17 protein-coding genes are annotated in these 16,015 nt (G+C 65.3%); 7 read left to right on the forward strand and 10 right to left on the reverse strand.

Translation table 11 applies throughout. From position 1 onward, the window contains the following. The first annotated feature begins 143 nt into the window (after positions 1-143). The 3 genes from ACVIGA_RS39835 to ACVIGA_RS39845 are packed head-to-tail and all read left to right on the forward strand — an operon-like array spanning position 144 to position 2,391. A complete protein-coding gene (locus ACVIGA_RS39835; RefSeq protein WP_456670335.1) occupies positions 144-848 on the forward strand; it encodes a GrlR family regulatory protein in 705 nt (234 codons plus the stop codon). A gap of 5 nt (positions 849-853) precedes the next feature. Continuing rightward, a complete protein-coding gene (locus ACVIGA_RS39840; protein WP_456670336.1) occupies positions 854-1,540 on the forward strand; it encodes a substrate-binding domain-containing protein in 687 nt (228 codons plus the stop codon). Positions 1,541-1,572: 32 nt separating this feature from the next. Then, complete coding sequence (locus ACVIGA_RS39845) at positions 1,573-2,391, forward strand: tetratricopeptide repeat protein (protein ID WP_456670337.1); 819 nt, start codon at positions 1,573-1,575, stop codon at positions 2,389-2,391. A 2-nt stretch (positions 2,392-2,393) separates the two neighbouring features. On the opposite strand, the gene ACVIGA_RS39850 is transcribed toward ACVIGA_RS39845, so the two are convergent. The 4 genes from ACVIGA_RS39850 to ACVIGA_RS39865 form a co-directional block, all read right to left on the reverse strand. Continuing rightward, positions 2,394-3,008: an Isoquinoline 1-oxidoreductase subunit gene (locus ACVIGA_RS39850; RefSeq protein WP_456670338.1), complete on the reverse strand. Its 615-nt coding sequence runs from the start codon at positions 3,006-3,008 to the stop codon at positions 2,394-2,396. A gap of 11 nt (positions 3,009-3,019) precedes the next feature. Next, a complete protein-coding gene (locus tag ACVIGA_RS39855) occupies positions 3,020-3,544 on the reverse strand; it encodes a (2Fe-2S)-binding protein (RefSeq protein ID WP_456670339.1) in 525 nt (174 codons plus the stop codon). Next, entirely contained in the window at positions 3,541-6,303 is a 2,763-nt protein-coding gene (locus ACVIGA_RS39860; protein ID WP_456670992.1) for a xanthine dehydrogenase family protein molybdopterin-binding subunit, read from the reverse strand. Before ACVIGA_RS39860 ends, ACVIGA_RS39855 begins: the two co-directional genes overlap by 4 nt. A gap of 142 nt (positions 6,304-6,445) precedes the next feature. Then, positions 6,446-7,537: a hypothetical protein gene (locus ACVIGA_RS39865; protein ID WP_456670340.1), complete on the reverse strand. Its 1,092-nt coding sequence runs from the start codon at positions 7,535-7,537 to the stop codon at positions 6,446-6,448. Positions 7,538-7,826: 289 nt separating this feature from the next. On the opposite strand from ACVIGA_RS39865, the gene ACVIGA_RS39870 reads away from it, so the two are divergent. Beyond that, positions 7,827-8,531 (forward strand): GrlR family regulatory protein, encoded by a 705-nt coding sequence (locus ACVIGA_RS39870; RefSeq protein ID WP_456670341.1) that lies wholly within the window; start codon positions 7,827-7,829, stop codon positions 8,529-8,531. A gap of 18 nt (positions 8,532-8,549) precedes the next feature. On the opposite strand, the gene ACVIGA_RS39875 is transcribed toward ACVIGA_RS39870, so the two are convergent. Further along, positions 8,550-8,993 (reverse strand): DMT family transporter, encoded by a 444-nt coding sequence (locus ACVIGA_RS39875; RefSeq protein WP_223967964.1) that lies wholly within the window; start codon positions 8,991-8,993, stop codon positions 8,550-8,552. 160 nt (positions 8,994-9,153) lie between these two features. On the opposite strand from ACVIGA_RS39875, the gene ACVIGA_RS39880 reads away from it, so the two are divergent. Beyond that, the gene (locus tag ACVIGA_RS39880; protein ID WP_375780702.1) at positions 9,154-10,776 is read left to right on the forward strand and encodes an ABC-F family ATP-binding cassette domain-containing protein; all 1,623 of its coding nucleotides are present in this window, start codon (positions 9,154-9,156) and stop codon (positions 10,774-10,776) included. Position 10,777: 1 nt separating this feature from the next. Here the strand turns inward: ACVIGA_RS39880 and ACVIGA_RS39885 are convergent, their stop codons facing one another. Together ACVIGA_RS39885 and ACVIGA_RS39890 are read right to left on the reverse strand one after the other, a co-directional pair. After that, on the reverse strand, positions 10,778-11,410 hold the full coding sequence (locus tag ACVIGA_RS39885; protein ID WP_456670342.1) for a DapH/DapD/GlmU-related protein: 633 nt from the start codon (positions 11,408-11,410) through the stop codon (positions 10,778-10,780). Positions 11,411-11,489: 79 nt separating this feature from the next. Then, complete coding sequence (locus ACVIGA_RS39890) at positions 11,490-12,464, reverse strand: glycerophosphodiester phosphodiesterase family protein (protein WP_456670343.1); 975 nt, start codon at positions 12,462-12,464, stop codon at positions 11,490-11,492. A gap of 339 nt (positions 12,465-12,803) precedes the next feature. On the opposite strand from ACVIGA_RS39890, the gene ACVIGA_RS39895 reads away from it, so the two are divergent. Then, the gene (locus tag ACVIGA_RS39895; protein WP_092113589.1) at positions 12,804-13,100 is read left to right on the forward strand and encodes an HU family DNA-binding protein; all 297 of its coding nucleotides are present in this window, start codon (positions 12,804-12,806) and stop codon (positions 13,098-13,100) included. 127 nt (positions 13,101-13,227) lie between these two features. Beyond that, on the forward strand, positions 13,228-14,103 hold the full coding sequence (locus tag ACVIGA_RS39900) for an MBL fold metallo-hydrolase (RefSeq protein ID WP_456670344.1): 876 nt from the start codon (positions 13,228-13,230) through the stop codon (positions 14,101-14,103). Between the two features lie 24 nt (positions 14,104-14,127). Here the strand turns inward: ACVIGA_RS39900 and ACVIGA_RS39905 are convergent, their stop codons facing one another. The 3 genes from ACVIGA_RS39905 to ACVIGA_RS39915 are packed head-to-tail and all read right to left on the reverse strand — an operon-like array spanning position 14,128 to position 15,778. Next, the gene (locus ACVIGA_RS39905) at positions 14,128-14,319 is read right to left on the reverse strand and encodes a hypothetical protein (protein WP_375780706.1); all 192 of its coding nucleotides are present in this window, start codon (positions 14,317-14,319) and stop codon (positions 14,128-14,130) included. Between the two features lie 38 nt (positions 14,320-14,357). Continuing rightward, positions 14,358-14,660 carry a PilZ domain-containing protein gene (locus ACVIGA_RS39910; RefSeq protein WP_223967958.1) on the reverse strand — a complete coding sequence of 101 codons (303 nt, stop codon included), beginning with the start codon at positions 14,658-14,660 and terminating at the stop codon, positions 14,358-14,360. Between the two features lie 8 nt (positions 14,661-14,668). Next, the gene (locus ACVIGA_RS39915; RefSeq protein WP_456670345.1) at positions 14,669-15,778 is read right to left on the reverse strand and encodes a DUF2336 domain-containing protein; all 1,110 of its coding nucleotides are present in this window, start codon (positions 15,776-15,778) and stop codon (positions 14,669-14,671) included. Positions 15,779-16,015 lie beyond the last annotated feature (237 nt).

Genomic DNA, 16,015 nt, shown 5'->3' on the forward strand with positions numbered 1-16,015 from the left:
TCGGGTCCGCCAGGGCGACTGCCTTGGCGGACCCTTGCTTTTTAACGACAGTCTTGGCGGACAGCCTGCCGCCGAAAGCGGTTTCGCTGCGTTATGAACCGCGCTAGACAACGGTTGTATCTTGGCTGCCGGGGACACGGCGCTTGTTTGAAGGGTTTTACAAGGTCCGGTTCGAGCTGGGCGGCGCTGTCGGCCGCAGCGTGATGTATGTCGGCGACGGCAAGATGCTCGGCGGCAACTCGGCCTTCGCCCATATCGGCACCTACGAGAAGGCCGGCGACGAGGTCGCGATCGAGATCCAGACCGTCCGCCACAACCCCGATCCGAACTACCGCGCGATGGCCGGCACCGATGATGCGACGCTCATCGCCAAGGGCGGGCCCGACGGCGAGCTTTATCGTTTCAAGGGCGAGCTCAAGGAATTGCCCGGCGTGCCGTTCCAGTCGGTGATGACGCCGATCACCGAGGATGACATCCCGATCGCAGGCGGGGTCGGCGAGGGCGGCATCATCAACGGGCTCTATTCGATCCACATCCAGTTGCTCGACGGTGTCGACGGCAGCCTCACCGGCGTGATGCTATTGAACGACGGCCGCATCCTCGGCGGCGATGCGTTCTTCTACTATCTCGGCACCTACACCTCAGAGAAGGGCCGCTGGAAGGGGCAGATCCTCAATCAGGAGCACAGCTCGGCGATGGGCGAGAACCCTGTGTTCGGCGGCCATGAGGTCGGCATCGGCTTTGCCGGCACCTGCGACGCGGAAGGCGCCGTGCTCGAAGCGACCGCGCTTGCCGGCAAGCGCAGCCTCCGCCTCGGGGCCACGCTCAAGCTGATGCGGCGGGCGTAAGCGGGATGGACAATTCGGTTCGCGTGCTCTCGACGCTGGCGCTGAAGGGCGCGGTCGCGCACCTTGCCGCGACTTACCAGGCGGCAAGTGGTGTGCGGATCGATGCCGATTTCGCGCCGACGCTGGCGCTGCTCGAACGCCTGCGCGGCGGCGAGGCCGCCGATCTCGTGATCCTGACCCGCGAGGGCCTCGACGAGATGACCGGCGAGGGCCGCGTTGCGCGGGAAAGTGTTGTCGATCTCGCGCGCTCCTATGTAGGTGTTGCCGTGAAGGCGGGCGCTGCGCATCCCGACATCGCGAGCGAAGCCGCATTGCGTGCGACGCTGCTCGGCGCACGGGCGGTGGCCTATTCGCGGCTCGGCGCCAGCGGTATCTTGTTCGCGCAGCTGATCGCGCGTCTCGGCATTGCGGAGGCGATCAACGCCCGTGCGGTGATCATTCCGGTGGGCTTCACTGCGGAAAGGCTCGTCAGCGGCGAAGCCGATGTTGCGATCCAGCAGATCAGCGAGTTGAAGCAGATCGATGGCATCGAAGTCGTCGGGCCAATTCCCTTAGACCTGCAGACGCCGGCGGTGTTTTCCGCGGGCCGCATGGTCGCCTCAGAGCGCGCAGCGGCCGCCGATCATCTGCTGCGGTACCTCGCGTCGGCCGATGTCGCGCCGGTGCTGCGCGAGACCGGGCTCGAGCCTTGAATTTGCCCGCACCGCGACGCAACCTGCCGGGCATGTTCAGACCTTTCCATGCAATCGTTCTTGCCTTGGCGCTGGCCGCGCCTGTGCTTGCTCACGCGCAATCGGCCGACCTCGTGCTGTGCGATCGGCTCGCCGCCGATCCCACCGATCCCGACAAGCCGGCCGACGTGAAGGGCGTGGCCGAAATTGCGTCGGCCGATATCGCGACCGCGATCAAATATTGCGCGGTGGCTGCAAAATCGTCGCGCCGCGCGATGTACGAGCTCGGCCGCGCCTATGCCGCCAACCGGCAGGCCGCCGAAGCAATGTCGGCCTGGCGCAAGGCGGCCGACAAGGGCTCGACATCGGCGATGGTCGAGCTCGGCGTGCTCTACGGCAACGGCACCGGCGTTGCCAAAGACGAGGCGCAGTCGCGCAAATTGTTCGAGCGCGCGGCGCAGGCCGGCAACGCGCGTGGCGTCAGCAATCTCGCTGCCCTCGGCGGCAGCGTCGCGTCCGACCCGGCACGCGCGCGGGAATTGCTTGCCAAGTCCGCCGAGACCAATGCGGAGGCGCAGTACCAGCTCGGCATGATGTTGGCCGAGGGCAAGGGCGGCGCGCAGGACGATGCCGGTGCGCGCGCGTTGTTCGAGAAGGCTGCCGCGCAGAACCATCCGGGCGCGCTGGAGCGGATGGGCGCCTTCGCGCAGGCCGGCCGCGGCGGACCGAAGGATGGCGATGCGGCAAAAGCCTATTACGAGCGGGCAGCTGCGCTCGGCGATGAGGATGCCAAGAAGGCGCTGGAGCGGGCGCGCTGCCCGTACGTGATCAAGGACAAGCGCGGCAATGCCGTGACCAACCTCTGCTTCTAGCGCTACGGCGGGCAGGCCGCGCCGGTCTTCACCCAGGCCTCGACCAGAGCGCCGGCCTCTGCCTGCGTGCCGGGCGCGGGCGAGCGGCCGAAACCGGGATGCCAGGCCCAGCCCACCAGCGTGTCCTTGCCGATATGCTCGATCAAATCCTCGACCTTGCGGCCGCCATTGCGCGCGGGATCCCGGATCTGCTGGCAGATCTCGCCGACGGTTTTCCCGGCCCAGGCCATCTCGCGCGGCGCGAGGTGCCATTCCGGGTGACCCGGCACGCGACCGGGATCGAAATTGGCGTGCTGGTGGCAGATCGAGCAGCGCATCGCGTTGCTGCCATGGCCATCGGCGCCGCGCGTGACCGGCGGCTGGTGCATGCGGCTAATGTCGCCCTGCCGCGGGCTGTCGCCGGCCGGATGGCAATTGGTGCAGCGCGGATGCGTCAACACCTTGCCGAGCTCGGTGAAGATCGCCGCCGAGCGCTGCTCAACATTCTCTATACCGGCAAAGCTTTCCGGCGAGGCGAGGGCGTGGCTTGCGCTCTCCGACGCCGCATAGCCGGCACACAGGCTGGTCGCCAGCGCCGTCAGCACCGCAATGATCCGAAACCGCGTTTCCGATGTCATCGCGCGTGCGCTCATTTGTTGGCGGTCAGATAGCGCTTGGCATCGGCGAGGATCACGTCGCGCACCGCCTGATGATATTTGATGTAGCCGGTGCAGCGGCACAGATGGCCATCGAGCGCGTCCGCAATGACGGTCTCGAGCTGGTCCCGCGCCACCGGCTCTCTTGCCAGAAGTTCGAGCAGCACCTGGCCCTCGTTGAGGAAGCCGGCCGTGCAATAGCCGCACTGGAACGCGAAATGCTCGATGAAGGCGCGCTGCAACGCGGAGAGCTCGCCGTCCTTGGCATGGCCCTCGACTGTGCGGATCGCCTTGCCGTCGAAATTCGCCGCCGGCACCACGCAGGTCGGGGTGGTGTAGCTCGTGCCGTCGGGGTTATCGATGATGACGGCGCAGCTCAGGCATTGCGCGGCGCCGCAGCCGAATTTGGTGCCGGTCATGCCGAGCATCTCGCGAAGGAAGTCGTTCATCGAGAGGTCGTCGCGGACCTCGATCGGGCAGTGCTTCTGGCCGTTGATGGTGAGGTTGAGCGTCGTCACGCAAGCGCTCCCTTGAGCAGGCTCGTTGTCACCGGCAATGAGCGGAAGCGATGGCCGGTGGCATCGTTGATGGCGTTGAGCAGCGCCGGTACGATCGGGATCATCACCACCTCGGCCATGCCCTTCGGCGGTTCGTCCGGCGTCAGCGGCGGCAGCATCTCGATCTCGAGATCGTGCAGCGGCAGGTCGGAGCCGCGCGCGATCAGGTACTGGCCGAGATTCCACTGCCCGTTGCCGGGGCCGCCTTCGAACGGCGGCAGGGTCTCGAGCAGCGCGTAGCCGACGCCCATGGCAAAACCGCCATGCGACTGGCCCAGCACCACTTCAGGCACCAGCGCCTGGCCGCATTCGAACACGCTGTAGGCCTTGGCGATGCGCAGGATGCCGGTCGCGCGCTCGATCTCGATACGCACCAGCGTGCCGCACATCGAGGTGTAGGCGGTGCCGATCCGGTTGTTGTCGCTCGGCGGAAACTTGACGCTGACGCGGTCGATCCGCTCGAACCTGCCGCGGCCGCGGCGGATCGCGAGTGCATCGATCTCGGCGCGGTACTGCTCGCCGAACAGCGGGAAGCGCGCGCGCGACCAGGCCCAGCGCGAGAAGCTGTGCGCCACCGCGCCGGTGACGAAGCCGCGCGCGTGCGCGGTCGCGGCGAGCTTGGGCAGCGGCAGCGGCGCGAGTTCATCGAGCACGAGCTGGCCATCGCTCCAGCGTGCTCTGTCCCATTGCCGGGCGCGCGGATCGGCCTTGCCGATCTGCCAGAGCTCGAGTGCCGCCGGCCACAGGCCGTAGCGGAAGATGACCCGGGCGGCTTCGGCCGAGGAGTGCGTGCCGATCGAGGCGCTGGTGGCCGAGCTGATCGCGGGCACCCAGCGCGGGTTCTTCTCGGCGAGATCCTGGGTCTTCTGATCCATCGTGTAGGGATCACCGGACGTGACGAGCCCGAGCGCGTCGTAGCTGTCGACCCGGGAGACGGCGACCTCATCGGCGACTGCGCCGAGATGGCCGGCAACGCGATTGGCAAGCGCCGTGCCGATGCCGTTGCCCATCTCGACGTGGTCGCAGAAGATCGCGATCCGTCCCTCAGGATCGATCTCGACCCGGCCGAGCGAGCAATCCGCGCCCGCGCCGTAATCCTTGGTGACGCAGGCCAAGCCGGTGCCGACCAGCCGTCCTTCCGGCGCCTTCTGCTTGAAGGCGGCGCGCTGCCGCCAGATCGGATGCGTCTCGAGCTTGTCGAGGATTTCGGGCGTGCGCACCGACACGATGTAGGGGTTGCCGGTCATGGTCCGGCCGTTCTGCTTCAGCGCGTTGTTGCGGCGGAACGCGATCGGATCGACCTTGAGTTCGCTGGCGGCCTCGTCGATCAGGACTTCGAGCGCGGTCATGGTCTGCAGCGTGCCGTAGCCGCGCATCGAACCGGCGGTGACGCCGCGCGAATGCAGCGCCACGGTGGTGACGTCGACCTTCGGGACGTCGTAGATGCCGATCGCCGCGGTGGCGGCCACGGTCGCGACGTTGGCGGAGAAGTTGGCCAGCCCGCCGCCGTCGAGCACATGATCGGCGGCGAATGCGGTGATCTTGCCACTCCTGCGATCGATGCCGATCCGCGAGCGCATCTTGATCGGGTGGCGTTTGATGCCGCCCTGGAATTGCTGGTAGCGGTCGTGCGCCAGCCGCACCGGCCGTCCCGGAAAGAACATTGCCGCCAGCGCCACGTAAAGCACGAACGGGGTGTGGTCGCGGCCGCCGAAGCCGCCGCCGACATGGGCGAACTGCGCGTTGATGTGCGAGGGGCGGAAGGGCGAGCGGGCCTTGCCGAGCATGAAGGCGATCGACTCGGTCGCCTCATAGGGCGACTGCACGCCGAGCACCAGTTCGAGATTGCCGCTGTTGTCGCTGTACCAGGCGAGCCCGCTCTCGGGTTCGAGGAACATCGGATCGACCGACTGGGTCTCGAACTCGCGGTCGAGCACGAGCTGCGACGGATCCTCCTTGGCGAGCTGGGCGCGGATCTTCTCGCCATGGATCGCGGCCCGGGCGTAGTCGGCCTTGGTCTCCTTGGCGAGCGGCAGCCAGACCGGCAGTGCCGCGTTCTGGATCCGGCTAGGCGAGACCCAGCCGGCCTGGATCGGCGAATAGACGTCGGGCGCATCGGTCGTGGCGCCGGCCACGCGGGTGAAGCGATACGCGCCGAAGTTCGGCAGGACGACCGGACCGGTCTCGTCGCCGAACTTGACGAAGCCGACATCGCGCAGCGCGAGGCGTGCCCGGTCGAAGGCGTCGAACTGCTCGAAGATCAGCAGCGCGACCGGCTGTCCGAGATAGATCGGCGTCGTGCCGACCGGGCAGAACAGATTGCCGGTGTAGAACTCCGGCACCCGCGTGCCGATCCGGTCGAGATCGGCCGCAGTCACGACGACCGAGGGCTTCGCCGGACCATCGAGGCGGGCGAGGTCCATGCCGGCATAGACATGCGTGGCGTCGTTGGCGCGGACCAGGATGGCGTGCGAGGTGGTCGCAGGCCAGCCCGGCATGTCGGCGGCGCGAAAGTCGGAGGCGTAGAGCTTTGCGCCGGTGACCTTTGCCACTCCGTCGACGCGGCCGGCGCCCTTGAGCGCCGGATTGAAATGGCCGCGCCCGGGAAGCGTCTCGCGGGTCGCGAAGGCGGGCTCCTTCGCAAGCGCCAGATGCGACAGGCTGACCGAGATACCGCCTGCCGACAACCACTTCACGAAGTCGCGTCGCGAGGGCCGCATGGTCTGATCTCTCATCAACGCTTCGGCGGCGTATCGCGCCGCGGTTTATGAATTGGCAAAATACACGCTGCAGTGTTGCGGCAAAGCGAGCGCAATCGCGATGCCGCAATAGGTCGTAGCCTTCTCACTTGTAGATCTGGCCTCACCTGAGGTCGGCGATGGTGGCCGGTCCAGGACCCGGGGTGATCAGGGTCGGCCATTGCTTGGAACCGAACGGCACCAGCGGCGGCAGGAAGGTCGTCATGCCGCGCTTCCTGGTTTCGGCGACGATCGCCTCGCGCGCATCGCCCCCCATCAGCTCGTAGTCCATCAAATGGTAGCTGCCGAAAAACAGCGCGCCCACCGAGCGGTCGGCGATGATCCGGGTCAGCGACTCCAGCATGTCCGACGGTGTGGTGGTGAAGGAAATCGTCTCGATCAGCATCAGGCGGCTGTTGATGGCGTCAGGCCCGAAGAACTGCGCCAGCACGCTGAAGATCACGTTGTTCTGCCGCGCCACATAGATCGTGTTGCTCGCGCCGTAGGTCTTGTCCCAGTCGGCGCCGAGCTGGGTCTTCCAGTCGGCCATGACCGTCATCCAGTGCGCGACCTGGGTCTGCGCGGCCCAGGCGACGTTCTTGGCGAGCAGCGGCGCCTGCTTCTTGCCGAATGCCTCGAGCGTCGCGAACGGGATCGCGCCGGCGGTGAGGCATTCATCCATGAAGGCGATGTTGTTCTTGAGGATGGCGCGGTTGTTGTCGCGCCAGTCCGCCTGCATTGGCGTGGCATCGAGCCCGTCGAGCGCCGACTGCGTCCGGCTGCGATAGGCCTGCATCGACCCGCGCCACGCCTTGTCGTCGGGATTGTTGACATAGGGGCCGACCACCTCGGCCAGCGCCATCGTGCTGTGGCCGACCGACTTGAGCAGCTGATAGACGACCGGCACCTGCGGCGCCTCGGTCGGCGGCTTGCCCGGCCGGTAAAGGACCAGGCGGCCGCCGGCACCGGAGAACAGGCCGAGGATCACCGGATGCTTGTCGAGGATGTTCTTCTGGAAGATCCGCGCGGCATCGCCATAGAGCTCGAACATGCCGGTGTTGAGCGCCAGCACGTCCTTGGTCGCGACATCGGCCGGCGTGGAGCTGGTCTTGCCCGCGATCGGTGCCATGTAGTCGGGCAGCGACTGGGCCAGCGCCGCACTACAGCTGCCGAGCAGCAGTGCCAGCGCGGCGGCCAGGCCAAAGCGATTGATCATGTGATGCTCCTCGAAGCCTCGCGCCAACGTCGCGGCCGGATGCGGCCGCGCGATCATCGGCGGAATGCGCAAATGCCTGGACGCAATGAACTGGAGAGAAGTGAACAGGGGGTGTAGATCCCGCGTGACGCAGCACAACGCGGGCGGTGACTACAGCTAAGCGACGAATCACCTGGTGTCCACACCCGGACATTGCGGGCCTTGCCCTGCGCCAAAACACCCAATGGTGCAGCCTTCGGCCCGGTGCTATCTCGCGAACAGAATCAATTTTATTTATTGGATTTTTTGCGTGCTCAACGGACTTTACAAGGTCGAGTACGGCATCAACGGCGCATTCGGCCGCAGCATCATGTGCCTGCACGACGGCAAGATGATGGGCGGCAATTCAGGCTTCGCCCATCTCGGCACCTATCAGGTGACGAATGGCGAGATCGCCGGCGACGTGATCACCGAGCGTCACAACGACGATCCCAATTTCAAGCCTTTGATGGGCGCCGACATCGCCGTCATCAAGGTGCGCGGCCGAACCGAAGGCTCGACCATCCTGCTCGAGGGCCGGGCGGACGCGATGCCGGACGGCGTGTTCTGGGCGAATTTGGCGCCGCTCGACGACGAGGCCTTGCCGCCGCGCGGGGAGGTCGGGCTGGGTGGCATCGTCAACGGGCTCTATTCCATCCAGCTGCGCGCGCTCGACGGTGTCGATGCCGGCCTCACCGGGGTGATGCTGCTGATGGACGGCCGCATCCTCGGCGGCGATGCGTTCTTCTATTATCTCGGCTCGTATTCGTCGGCGGATGGCCGCTGGCGCGGCGAGATCGTCAACCAGGAGCATACGCCGGCGAAGGGCGCGTACCCGGTGTTCGGCGGCTACGAGGTCGGCATCGGTTTCGCGGGGACCTGCGGCGACGACGGCGCCGAGCTTGAAGGCATTGCGCTGGCCGGCAAGCGCAGCCTTCGCCTGTCGGCCGAATTGCGGTTGATGCGCCGCGCGTAGTTCAAGCGCGGCTCGCTCTCAATCCTTGATCAGAAGCACGCCGCCGATGATCAGCGCGATGCCGGCCAGCCGTGAGATCGACACGGGATGCTGCGCCAGCCCGAACGCGCCGAAATGGTCCATCGCGATGCCTGCGGTCATCTGACCCGCGACCACCAGCGCCAGCAAGGTCGCGGCGCCGAGCGACGGCAGCAGCAGGATCATCAGGAGGATGAAGACTCCGCCGAGGATGCCGCCGCTCCAGGCCCACCACGGCACGGCCGAGACCAGCTTCCAGGACGGCACCGGCTCCCGCGTCGCGACCAGCACGACCGCCATCGTCACGAGACCGCCGAGATAGCTGACGAGCCCGGCCCAGGCGGGCGAATTCAGCGCGGAGCGGAGGTTGCCGTTCAGGACCTGTTGAACAGCCACGGCGATGCCGGCGCCGAGCGCGAGCAGATAGAGAAACCAGACTTGCATGTGACGCCCCAAAACCGGTCGCTGAAGGATTTCATGTCATATTCGATCGGCAACGTTCGTGGCATGCGTAAAGCACGGCGCGAAACCCTAAGGATTGGGCTTCCACCCACGTCCCAGATCGAATAAGAGGCCGCAAACCCTCAGTTCCCAGTCATAGAGCATGATCCGCCTCGATAACGTTTCCAAGCAAGTCGGCCACCAGATCCTCTTCATCGAAGCCTCCGCGGCGCTCCAGAAGGGCGAGAAGATCGGCCTTGTCGGCCCGAACGGCTCCGGCAAGACCTCGCTGTTCCGGATGATCTCGGGCCAGGAGATCCCCGATGAGGGCCAGGTCTCGCTCGATCGTGGCATCTCGATCGGTTATTTCAGCCAGGATGTCGGCGAAATGTCCGGCCGCAGCGCCGTGGCCGAGGTGATGGATGGGGCCGGGCCGGTCAGCGTGGTCGCAGCCGAGCTCAGGGAACTCGAGGCCGCGATGGCCGACCCTGACAGGGCCGACGAGATGGACGACATCATCGCGCGCTATGGCGAGGTGCAGCATCAGTTCGAGGAGCTCGACGGCTACGCGCTCGACGGCCGCGCGCGCGAGGCGCTCGCGGGGCTCGGCTTCAGCCAGGAGATGATGGACGGCGACGTCGGCAAGCTCTCCGGCGGCTGGAAGATGCGGGTGGCGCTGGCGCGCATTCTTCTGATGCGTCCCGACGTCATGCTGCTCGACGAGCCGAGCAACCATCTCGATCTCGAAAGCCTGATCTGGCTCGAGCAGTTCCTGAAGGGTTATGAAGGCGCGCTGCTGATGACCTCGCATGACCGCGAGTTCATCAACCGCATCATCAACAAGGTGGTCGAGATCGACGGCGGCCAGCTCACCAGCTACTCCGGCAATTACGAGTTCTACGAGCAGCAGCGTGCGCTCTCCGACAAGCAGCAGCAGGCGCAGTTCGAGCGGCAGCAGGCGATGCTCGCCAAGGAGATCAAGTTCATCGAGCGCTTCAAGGCGCGCGCCTCGCACGCTGCTCAAGTGCAGAGCCGCGTCAAGAAGCTCGACAAGATCGAGCGGGTCGAGCCGCCGCGGCGGCGCCAGACCGTGGCGTTCGAATTCCAGCCGGCGCCGCGCTCCGGCGAGGATGTCGTCAGCCTGAAGAATGTCCACAAGGCCTACGGCAGCAAGCGCATCTATGACGGCCTCGACTTCATGATCCGCCGCCGCGAGCGCTGGTGCGTGATGGGCATCAACGGCGCCGGCAAGTCGACGCTCTTGAAGCTGGTCGCCGGTTCAACCGAGCCGGACGACGGCGCGGTCGCGGTCGGCGGCAGCGTCAAGATGGGCTATTTCGCCCAGCACGCGATGGACCTTCTCGACGGCGAGCGTACCGTGTTCCAGTCGCTGGAGGATGCATTTCCGCAGGCCGGGCAGGGCTCCCTGCGCGCGCTCGCCGGCTGCTTCGGCTTTTCCGGTGACGATGTCGAGAAGAAATGCCGAGTGCTCTCGGGCGGCGAGAAGGCGCGGCTCGTGATGGCCAAGATGCTGTTCGATCCGCCGAACTTCCTGGTGCTGGACGAGCCGACCAACCATCTCGACCTCGCCACCAAGGAGATGCTGATCAACGCGCTCGCCGAGTTCGAGGGCACGATGCTGTTCGTGTCCCACGACCGGCACTTCCTCGCCGCGCTCTCCAACCGCGTGCTGGAGCTGACGCCGGAAGGTATCCATCAGTTTGGCGGCGGCTACACCGAATACGTCGCGCGCACCGGGCAGGAAGCGCCGGGGTTGCGGAGTTAGCTCACGCTCTCCACCGCGCGCAAAACGCCTCGACGTCGCCGGACTGAAACTCCGGTAGCCGCTCCCAGATCGTCTCGGCCGGCCAGTTCCACCAGGCGATCTGCGACAGCTCGGCCGCGATCCTGCGGTTGAAGCGCTCCTTGATCGGCCGTGCCGGCACGCCGCCAACGATGGTGTAGGGCGCGACATCGCGCGAGACCACCGCGCCGGCCGCGAGCACCGCGCCGTCTCCGACGGTGACGCCGGGCAGCACGATCACGCCGTGGCCGATCCAGACGTCATTGCCGATCACGACGCGGTCCGCGCGCCGGTCGCTGAAGAAGCCATGATCGCGCTCGGCGGAGGCCGAGTAATATTCAGGGCAGTAGGTGAAGCGGTGCTGCGAGGGGCGCTCGACTGGGTGATTGGGTGCGCCGATCCTAACCTGCGCCGCGATCGCGCAGAACCGGCCGATCACGGCGTCGGCGACCATGCAGCCGCTGCCGAGATAGGAGTAGTCGCCGAGCTCGGTATATTCGATCGCGGTGTCGCCGAGGACTTCGCAGCAATGGCCGACCTTGACCTCGCGCAGCTTGACCGTCGGCTCGATGACGGTTTCGGCAAGCTTGGGGCGGGAAGGCTTCGGTTCGGTCATAAGGATTGTCCTCGATGCGGCGAGCGGCGGCTTCAGTCGCACGATTTCTATGACGGCGAGATGACAGGAGACGCCGGATCTAACGCCCGGTGAGCCGGGCGATGGTCTCGATCTCGTTGGTCCAGATGCCGCCGGAATAGTTCTCGGGCAGGCGCCGGAAGAGTTCGGCATCGTCGACCCCGGTCGAGAATTCACCGCCCTGACAGGGGCCGAGCACGAACACCACGCTGTTTGCCGCCGCCATGCGGTTGAGGAAACGGTCCGGCCATCCCCACAGCCACGGCGCGTAGTTGATCGGCACCAGCACAATGGCGTTGCGGCAGGCGTCCGGCACGATGCCAGTCCAGCCATAGCCGAGATAGCGAATGAGGCAGCTCTTGATCGCCGCGCGCGAGATCGTCCGTGTTCCCGGCGCAAGACGCCGGATCGTCTCGATCGGATCGTCGCCGCCATAGACCATGATCAGCTTGCGTCGCTCGGCGGGAAGCCGGTTCAAGACCGCCGCGAGCTTCTCGCCCTCGGAGGGATCCCGGCTCTTGATGTTAATCAGGAACTTACGATCCGGAAACGTCTTGAGCACTTCGTCCAGCGACGGCATCAGGCCGATGCCCTTGCCGCGGAATGGAAAGGTCTTGCCGCCATCGGCGGTGTAGCCATAGCCGATATCGAGCATCTTCAGCCGCGCCATCGGCTGTTCGCGGGTGACGCCTTGGCCGTCGGTACGGCAATCGACCGTCCAGTCGTGAAACACCGCGAACTCGCCGTCGGTCGTCGGATGGACGTCGAGCTCGACGATATCGGCGCCGTGCTCGAAGCTCGCCCGCATCGAGCGGATCGTGTTCTCGAGATAGTCGTGGGTTGGCGGCAGCATGCGCGCCGCGGTGCAGGTGTCGTTCCTGAGGTCGCGTTCGTCGAAGCGCTGCGCCATGCCGCGATGGGCGAGCAGTACCGGCTTGCCGCCGGCGTGGGTTGCGAGAAGACTGGAGTTGTTGAGGTAGATGCCGGCGGCGATGGCAACGATCGCCGCTGCCGCGTATTTCAATTTCCTGCCCAAGCGACTCTTTTCCCTGCTGGATAGTCGCTCCGGGTAGGGCGCGTTTTGGGTCGATTTGCGGCGGCCTGATCCTTCAAGCCGTCGACAACGGCAATCGCCTTGTTGAGCAAGTCCGCGCGTGGAACCAAGGCGCTAACCGGGTCGAGAAATATACACTGCAGATTGGTGCGCTATCGAAGGTACCGCGATTCGTATGCTTGCGTTTCGGACCTCGATAGGTTTTAAGCCCGGTGACTTCATGACCGTTGGCATGAGCAAGAAGCGCGCTGCGTGGCTCTACCACATTCTGGTCAGAGTTACATCGCAGCTCGCGCGCCCCCCAATTCAGAGGATTTCAGCATGGCCAAGATGACGAAAAATCAATTGATCGACGCGATTGCCGAGGGCACGCAGATCTCGAAGAACGACGTGAGGACCGTCATCGAGCACATGGCGACTGTTGGCTACAAGGAGCTGAACGAATCCGGTGAGTTCGTCATTCCTGGCTTTGTGAAAATGTCTGTCGTGCACAAGCCTGCCACGGAAGCTCGCAGCGGTGTAAATCCTTTCACGAAAGAGCCGATGGAATTTGCAGCGAAGCCGGCCAGCAAGTCGGTCAAGGCGTCACCTCTCAAGGTCGCCAAGGACGCTGTTTAAAGACTACGGTTTGCGGCAAGCCACGCGCGCAAGCAATGCAACGGCGCATGGCCTGCCGCGCTGTGTCCGGCTTGTCCGGCTCAGCATCACCCGCTACGCTTCACGGAAAAAGCGGGAGCGAAACAGCATGAAGCAGATCAGGATCGGCGACATCACGATCGACGCGGTGATCGAGCGCGAGGGGCCGTGGCGGCGGCCGCAGGATTTCTTCCCGACCTATGACGACGATGTGTTCAAGCATCATCTGAAGACGATGGAGCCGGAAGTCTTCGATGCCGCGCGCGGCATGATGGTGATCACCTATCAGACCTTCGTGGTGCGGACGCCGCGCTACACCATCCTGGTCGACACCTGCACCGGCGAGGACAAGGGGCACCCGCCGCCGTTCGACTTTCCGGGCAAGGAGCGCTGGCGCAACGAGCTGTTCGCGCTCGGCATCTCCTACGAGCAGATCGACTACGTGTTCTGCACCCATCTGCATATCGATCACACCGGCTGGAACACCACGCTGCGCGACGGAAGCTGGGTGCCGACCTTTCCGAACGCGAAATACGTCTTCCACAAGGGCGAGTATGCGGCCTGGGAGGCCGAGAACGCCAAGGGCGCCAATCCGCCCGGCACGGTTTTTCGCGACAATTGCCTGCCGATCGTCGAGGCCGGGCAGGCGCTCCTGGTCGACGACGACTATGCGCTCGACGACACCGTCACGCTGACGCCGACGCCGGGCCATTCGCCCTGCCATTGCTGCGTCAACATCTTCTCGAAAGGACAGCGCGCGGTGGTCGCCGGCGATCTGATGCACCACGCGATCCAGTGCCGCGAGCCGGAGTGGTCGGCCAAGCCCGATTGGGACCCGAAGCAATCGGCGGTCTCGCGGCGAAAGTTCTTTGCCTCGGTGGCGGGGACCGACACGCTGATCCTGCCGATCCATTTTCCGGCTCCCACCGTCGGCCTGATCACGGCGGACGGCGACCGCTTCGATTATCGGTTCAAGCGCAAGTAGGGCGCGGCAGTCGGCAGCTCGAGGTCACCGCGCCGCGCCGGTCCGGCGCGGCACCTGGGTCAGAAACCGCTCGAGATCGGTGCAGAGGCGGTGGGCGAGCTCCTCGTCGATCTCGAACGTCGCGATGGTGCCGGCGCAGTCGATTGCGATGGTGCCGCGCAATGGTGCGGCGGAGACCGCCGATACCGCGATGCTGGTTGCTCTGTGCATGGTCATGTCGTCAACTTCCCCTCAGGGCCCGCTGCCGCCAATCCTCATCTCGGAATGACGGCACGTCCCTTTCGCTTTCGTTCTTCGATAAATCGCACGCCGATCTCGGCGCCGTCGACACGAACCAGCTCGCAGCGGCGGAACGCCAGGCCGCGCGAGGACAAGACCAGGAAGAACTCCTGGGCCTTCAGCACATCAAGCGTTCCGTCGACCTCGAGCCGGGCACCGCTTTGCGAGACGTCGAGCAGGATGCAGCTGCGGCGCCACGTGCCGTCGACCCCCATGAGATTGACGGGATGGCGCGTCTCAAGCCTGACACGCTCCGCCCTGCGGTCACCATACGTCATAACGCAACTCACACTGCCTGAAGGGGTTTCGCAGCCAACTCGCTCAGCGAGCCAAACCGGATCATGCGCTGCGCATTTGAGAGCGGCAGTGCCTCGAACATCTTCCGGGCTTGCTCGAGCTGATCCGGCGGGACTTTCGAGCCGGCCTTCCGGTAACTGACGATGGTGGCCGTCGTGTTCCAGTTCAGTCGCGATGCGCGGCAGGCGATCACGAGCCCGTTGATGTCGGCGGCTTGCATCAACGGCGCGATCGTCTCGATCGGAACGGTCGCGAGCTGCGCCAGCGCCGCGACGACGTTGTGGACTTCCCGTCGGATCGCGAAGCGGTTGACGCTGGAATCGTTCAGCTGTCCGGAATTGTTGAGGGCCATCACCGTGGCCCGCGCCTCCGCATAGTCGATTGTGGCTGGTGGGCTTGCGGAGGCGCGGGCTGCGCCGCCATCGATGGCAGCGCGGATCGCGTGCTGGATCTCGGGGTGTGCGATCTTGAGCAGCCGGGCCTGCTGGCGCGGCGTCGATCGCACGACGAGGTCGGCAACAACGCGGTGAGGCAGGTCCTTGCGCGCGACCAGCGCGGCTGCGATGTCCTCGTCGCGCTCGGCGGCATCGACCATCATGGCAAGGCCTGCGCTCGTCATGTCCGCGCCGGGATTGCGTGCGAGCGCGCGAAGCACGTTGCTGTCGCCTCGCATCAGCAGAATGTCCGTGAGCTCCTGGTTGACGGCCTTGCGTCCCGCGATCGCGCAGAGATGCCCCTCGGCCCGCATCCAGGCAATGTCGATCAGATCGGCGTCCGGAATGCAGGCGCATTTTCGCAGGATCGGAGCGGCGACATCGGCATCATCATGGTTGGCGAGGCGACGGGCGAGTTCCCGCGGCACCAGATGCAGGTCGGCGAGCGAGCGGCTGAGCGTGGTCAGGGTCCGCAGCTCGACGCTCTCGGTCAGGCGGATCAGGATGTCGTCGAACAGACTGACCTGATGCTCGCTGAGGCGGTGGGCGTCGTCGAGAAACAGCCCGGCCACCTCCTGCAGCATGCGCGTGCGGAGGTCTGGGGAACCGGCTCTCAAGACATGGTCGAGCTTGGCAATAAGATCGGGCGAGGCAATAGCTGTCATTGCGGTCCCTAAAATGTTCCGCGACGGGGAACATCATCGTTCCCGATGTCAATCTGCTCCCCGAATCTTTAATAGGGGTATAGAAATTGATGTGGAGGTTGATCCCAACGGTGGATATCGCGGCAAACACTATCGAAATTCGGCAGCAGCGCTATTTTGCCAGATTGTCGGGTTCGACGAGCGGACAGCATTTTTTCTGACTGAGTTCATTGGACGATTCGAATTTTGTGCATGCAA

The sequence above is a fragment of the Bradyrhizobium sp. USDA 3240 genome (genome assembly GCF_054063295.1).

Excerpts from the sequence above, each read along its gene's own strand:
- ACVIGA_RS39895 (WP_092113589.1), top strand. The coding sequence starts at position 12,804 with ATGGCCAAGATGACGAAAAATCAATTGATCGACGCGATTGCCGAGGGC.
- ACVIGA_RS39900 (WP_456670344.1), top strand. The coding sequence starts at position 13,228 with ATGAAGCAGATCAGGATCGGCGACATCACGATCGACGCGGTGATCGAG.
- ACVIGA_RS39860 (WP_456670992.1), bottom strand. The coding sequence starts at position 6,303 with ATGCGGCCCTCGCGACGCGACTTCGTGAAGTGGTTGTCGGCAGGCGGT.
- ACVIGA_RS39910 (WP_223967958.1), bottom strand. The coding sequence starts at position 14,660 with ATGACGTATGGTGACCGCAGGGCGGAGCGTGTCAGGCTTGAGACGCGC.
- ACVIGA_RS39905 (WP_375780706.1), bottom strand. The coding sequence starts at position 14,319 with ATGACCATGCACAGAGCAACCAGCATCGCGGTATCGGCGGTCTCCGCC.
- ACVIGA_RS39915 (WP_456670345.1), bottom strand. The coding sequence starts at position 15,778 with ATGACAGCTATTGCCTCGCCCGATCTTATTGCCAAGCTCGACCATGTC.
- ACVIGA_RS39885 (WP_456670342.1), bottom strand. The coding sequence starts at position 11,410 with ATGACCGAACCGAAGCCTTCCCGCCCCAAGCTTGCCGAAACCGTCATC.
- ACVIGA_RS39865 (WP_456670340.1), bottom strand. The coding sequence starts at position 7,537 with ATGATCAATCGCTTTGGCCTGGCCGCCGCGCTGGCACTGCTGCTCGGC.
- ACVIGA_RS39880 (WP_375780702.1), top strand. The coding sequence starts at position 9,154 with ATGATCCGCCTCGATAACGTTTCCAAGCAAGTCGGCCACCAGATCCTC.
- ACVIGA_RS39850 (WP_456670338.1), bottom strand. The coding sequence starts at position 3,008 with ATGACATCGGAAACGCGGTTTCGGATCATTGCGGTGCTGACGGCGCTG.
- ACVIGA_RS39845 (WP_456670337.1), top strand. The coding sequence starts at position 1,573 with ATGTTCAGACCTTTCCATGCAATCGTTCTTGCCTTGGCGCTGGCCGCG.
- ACVIGA_RS39840 (WP_456670336.1), top strand. The coding sequence starts at position 854 with ATGGACAATTCGGTTCGCGTGCTCTCGACGCTGGCGCTGAAGGGCGCG.
- ACVIGA_RS39875 (WP_223967964.1), bottom strand. The coding sequence starts at position 8,993 with ATGCAAGTCTGGTTTCTCTATCTGCTCGCGCTCGGCGCCGGCATCGCC.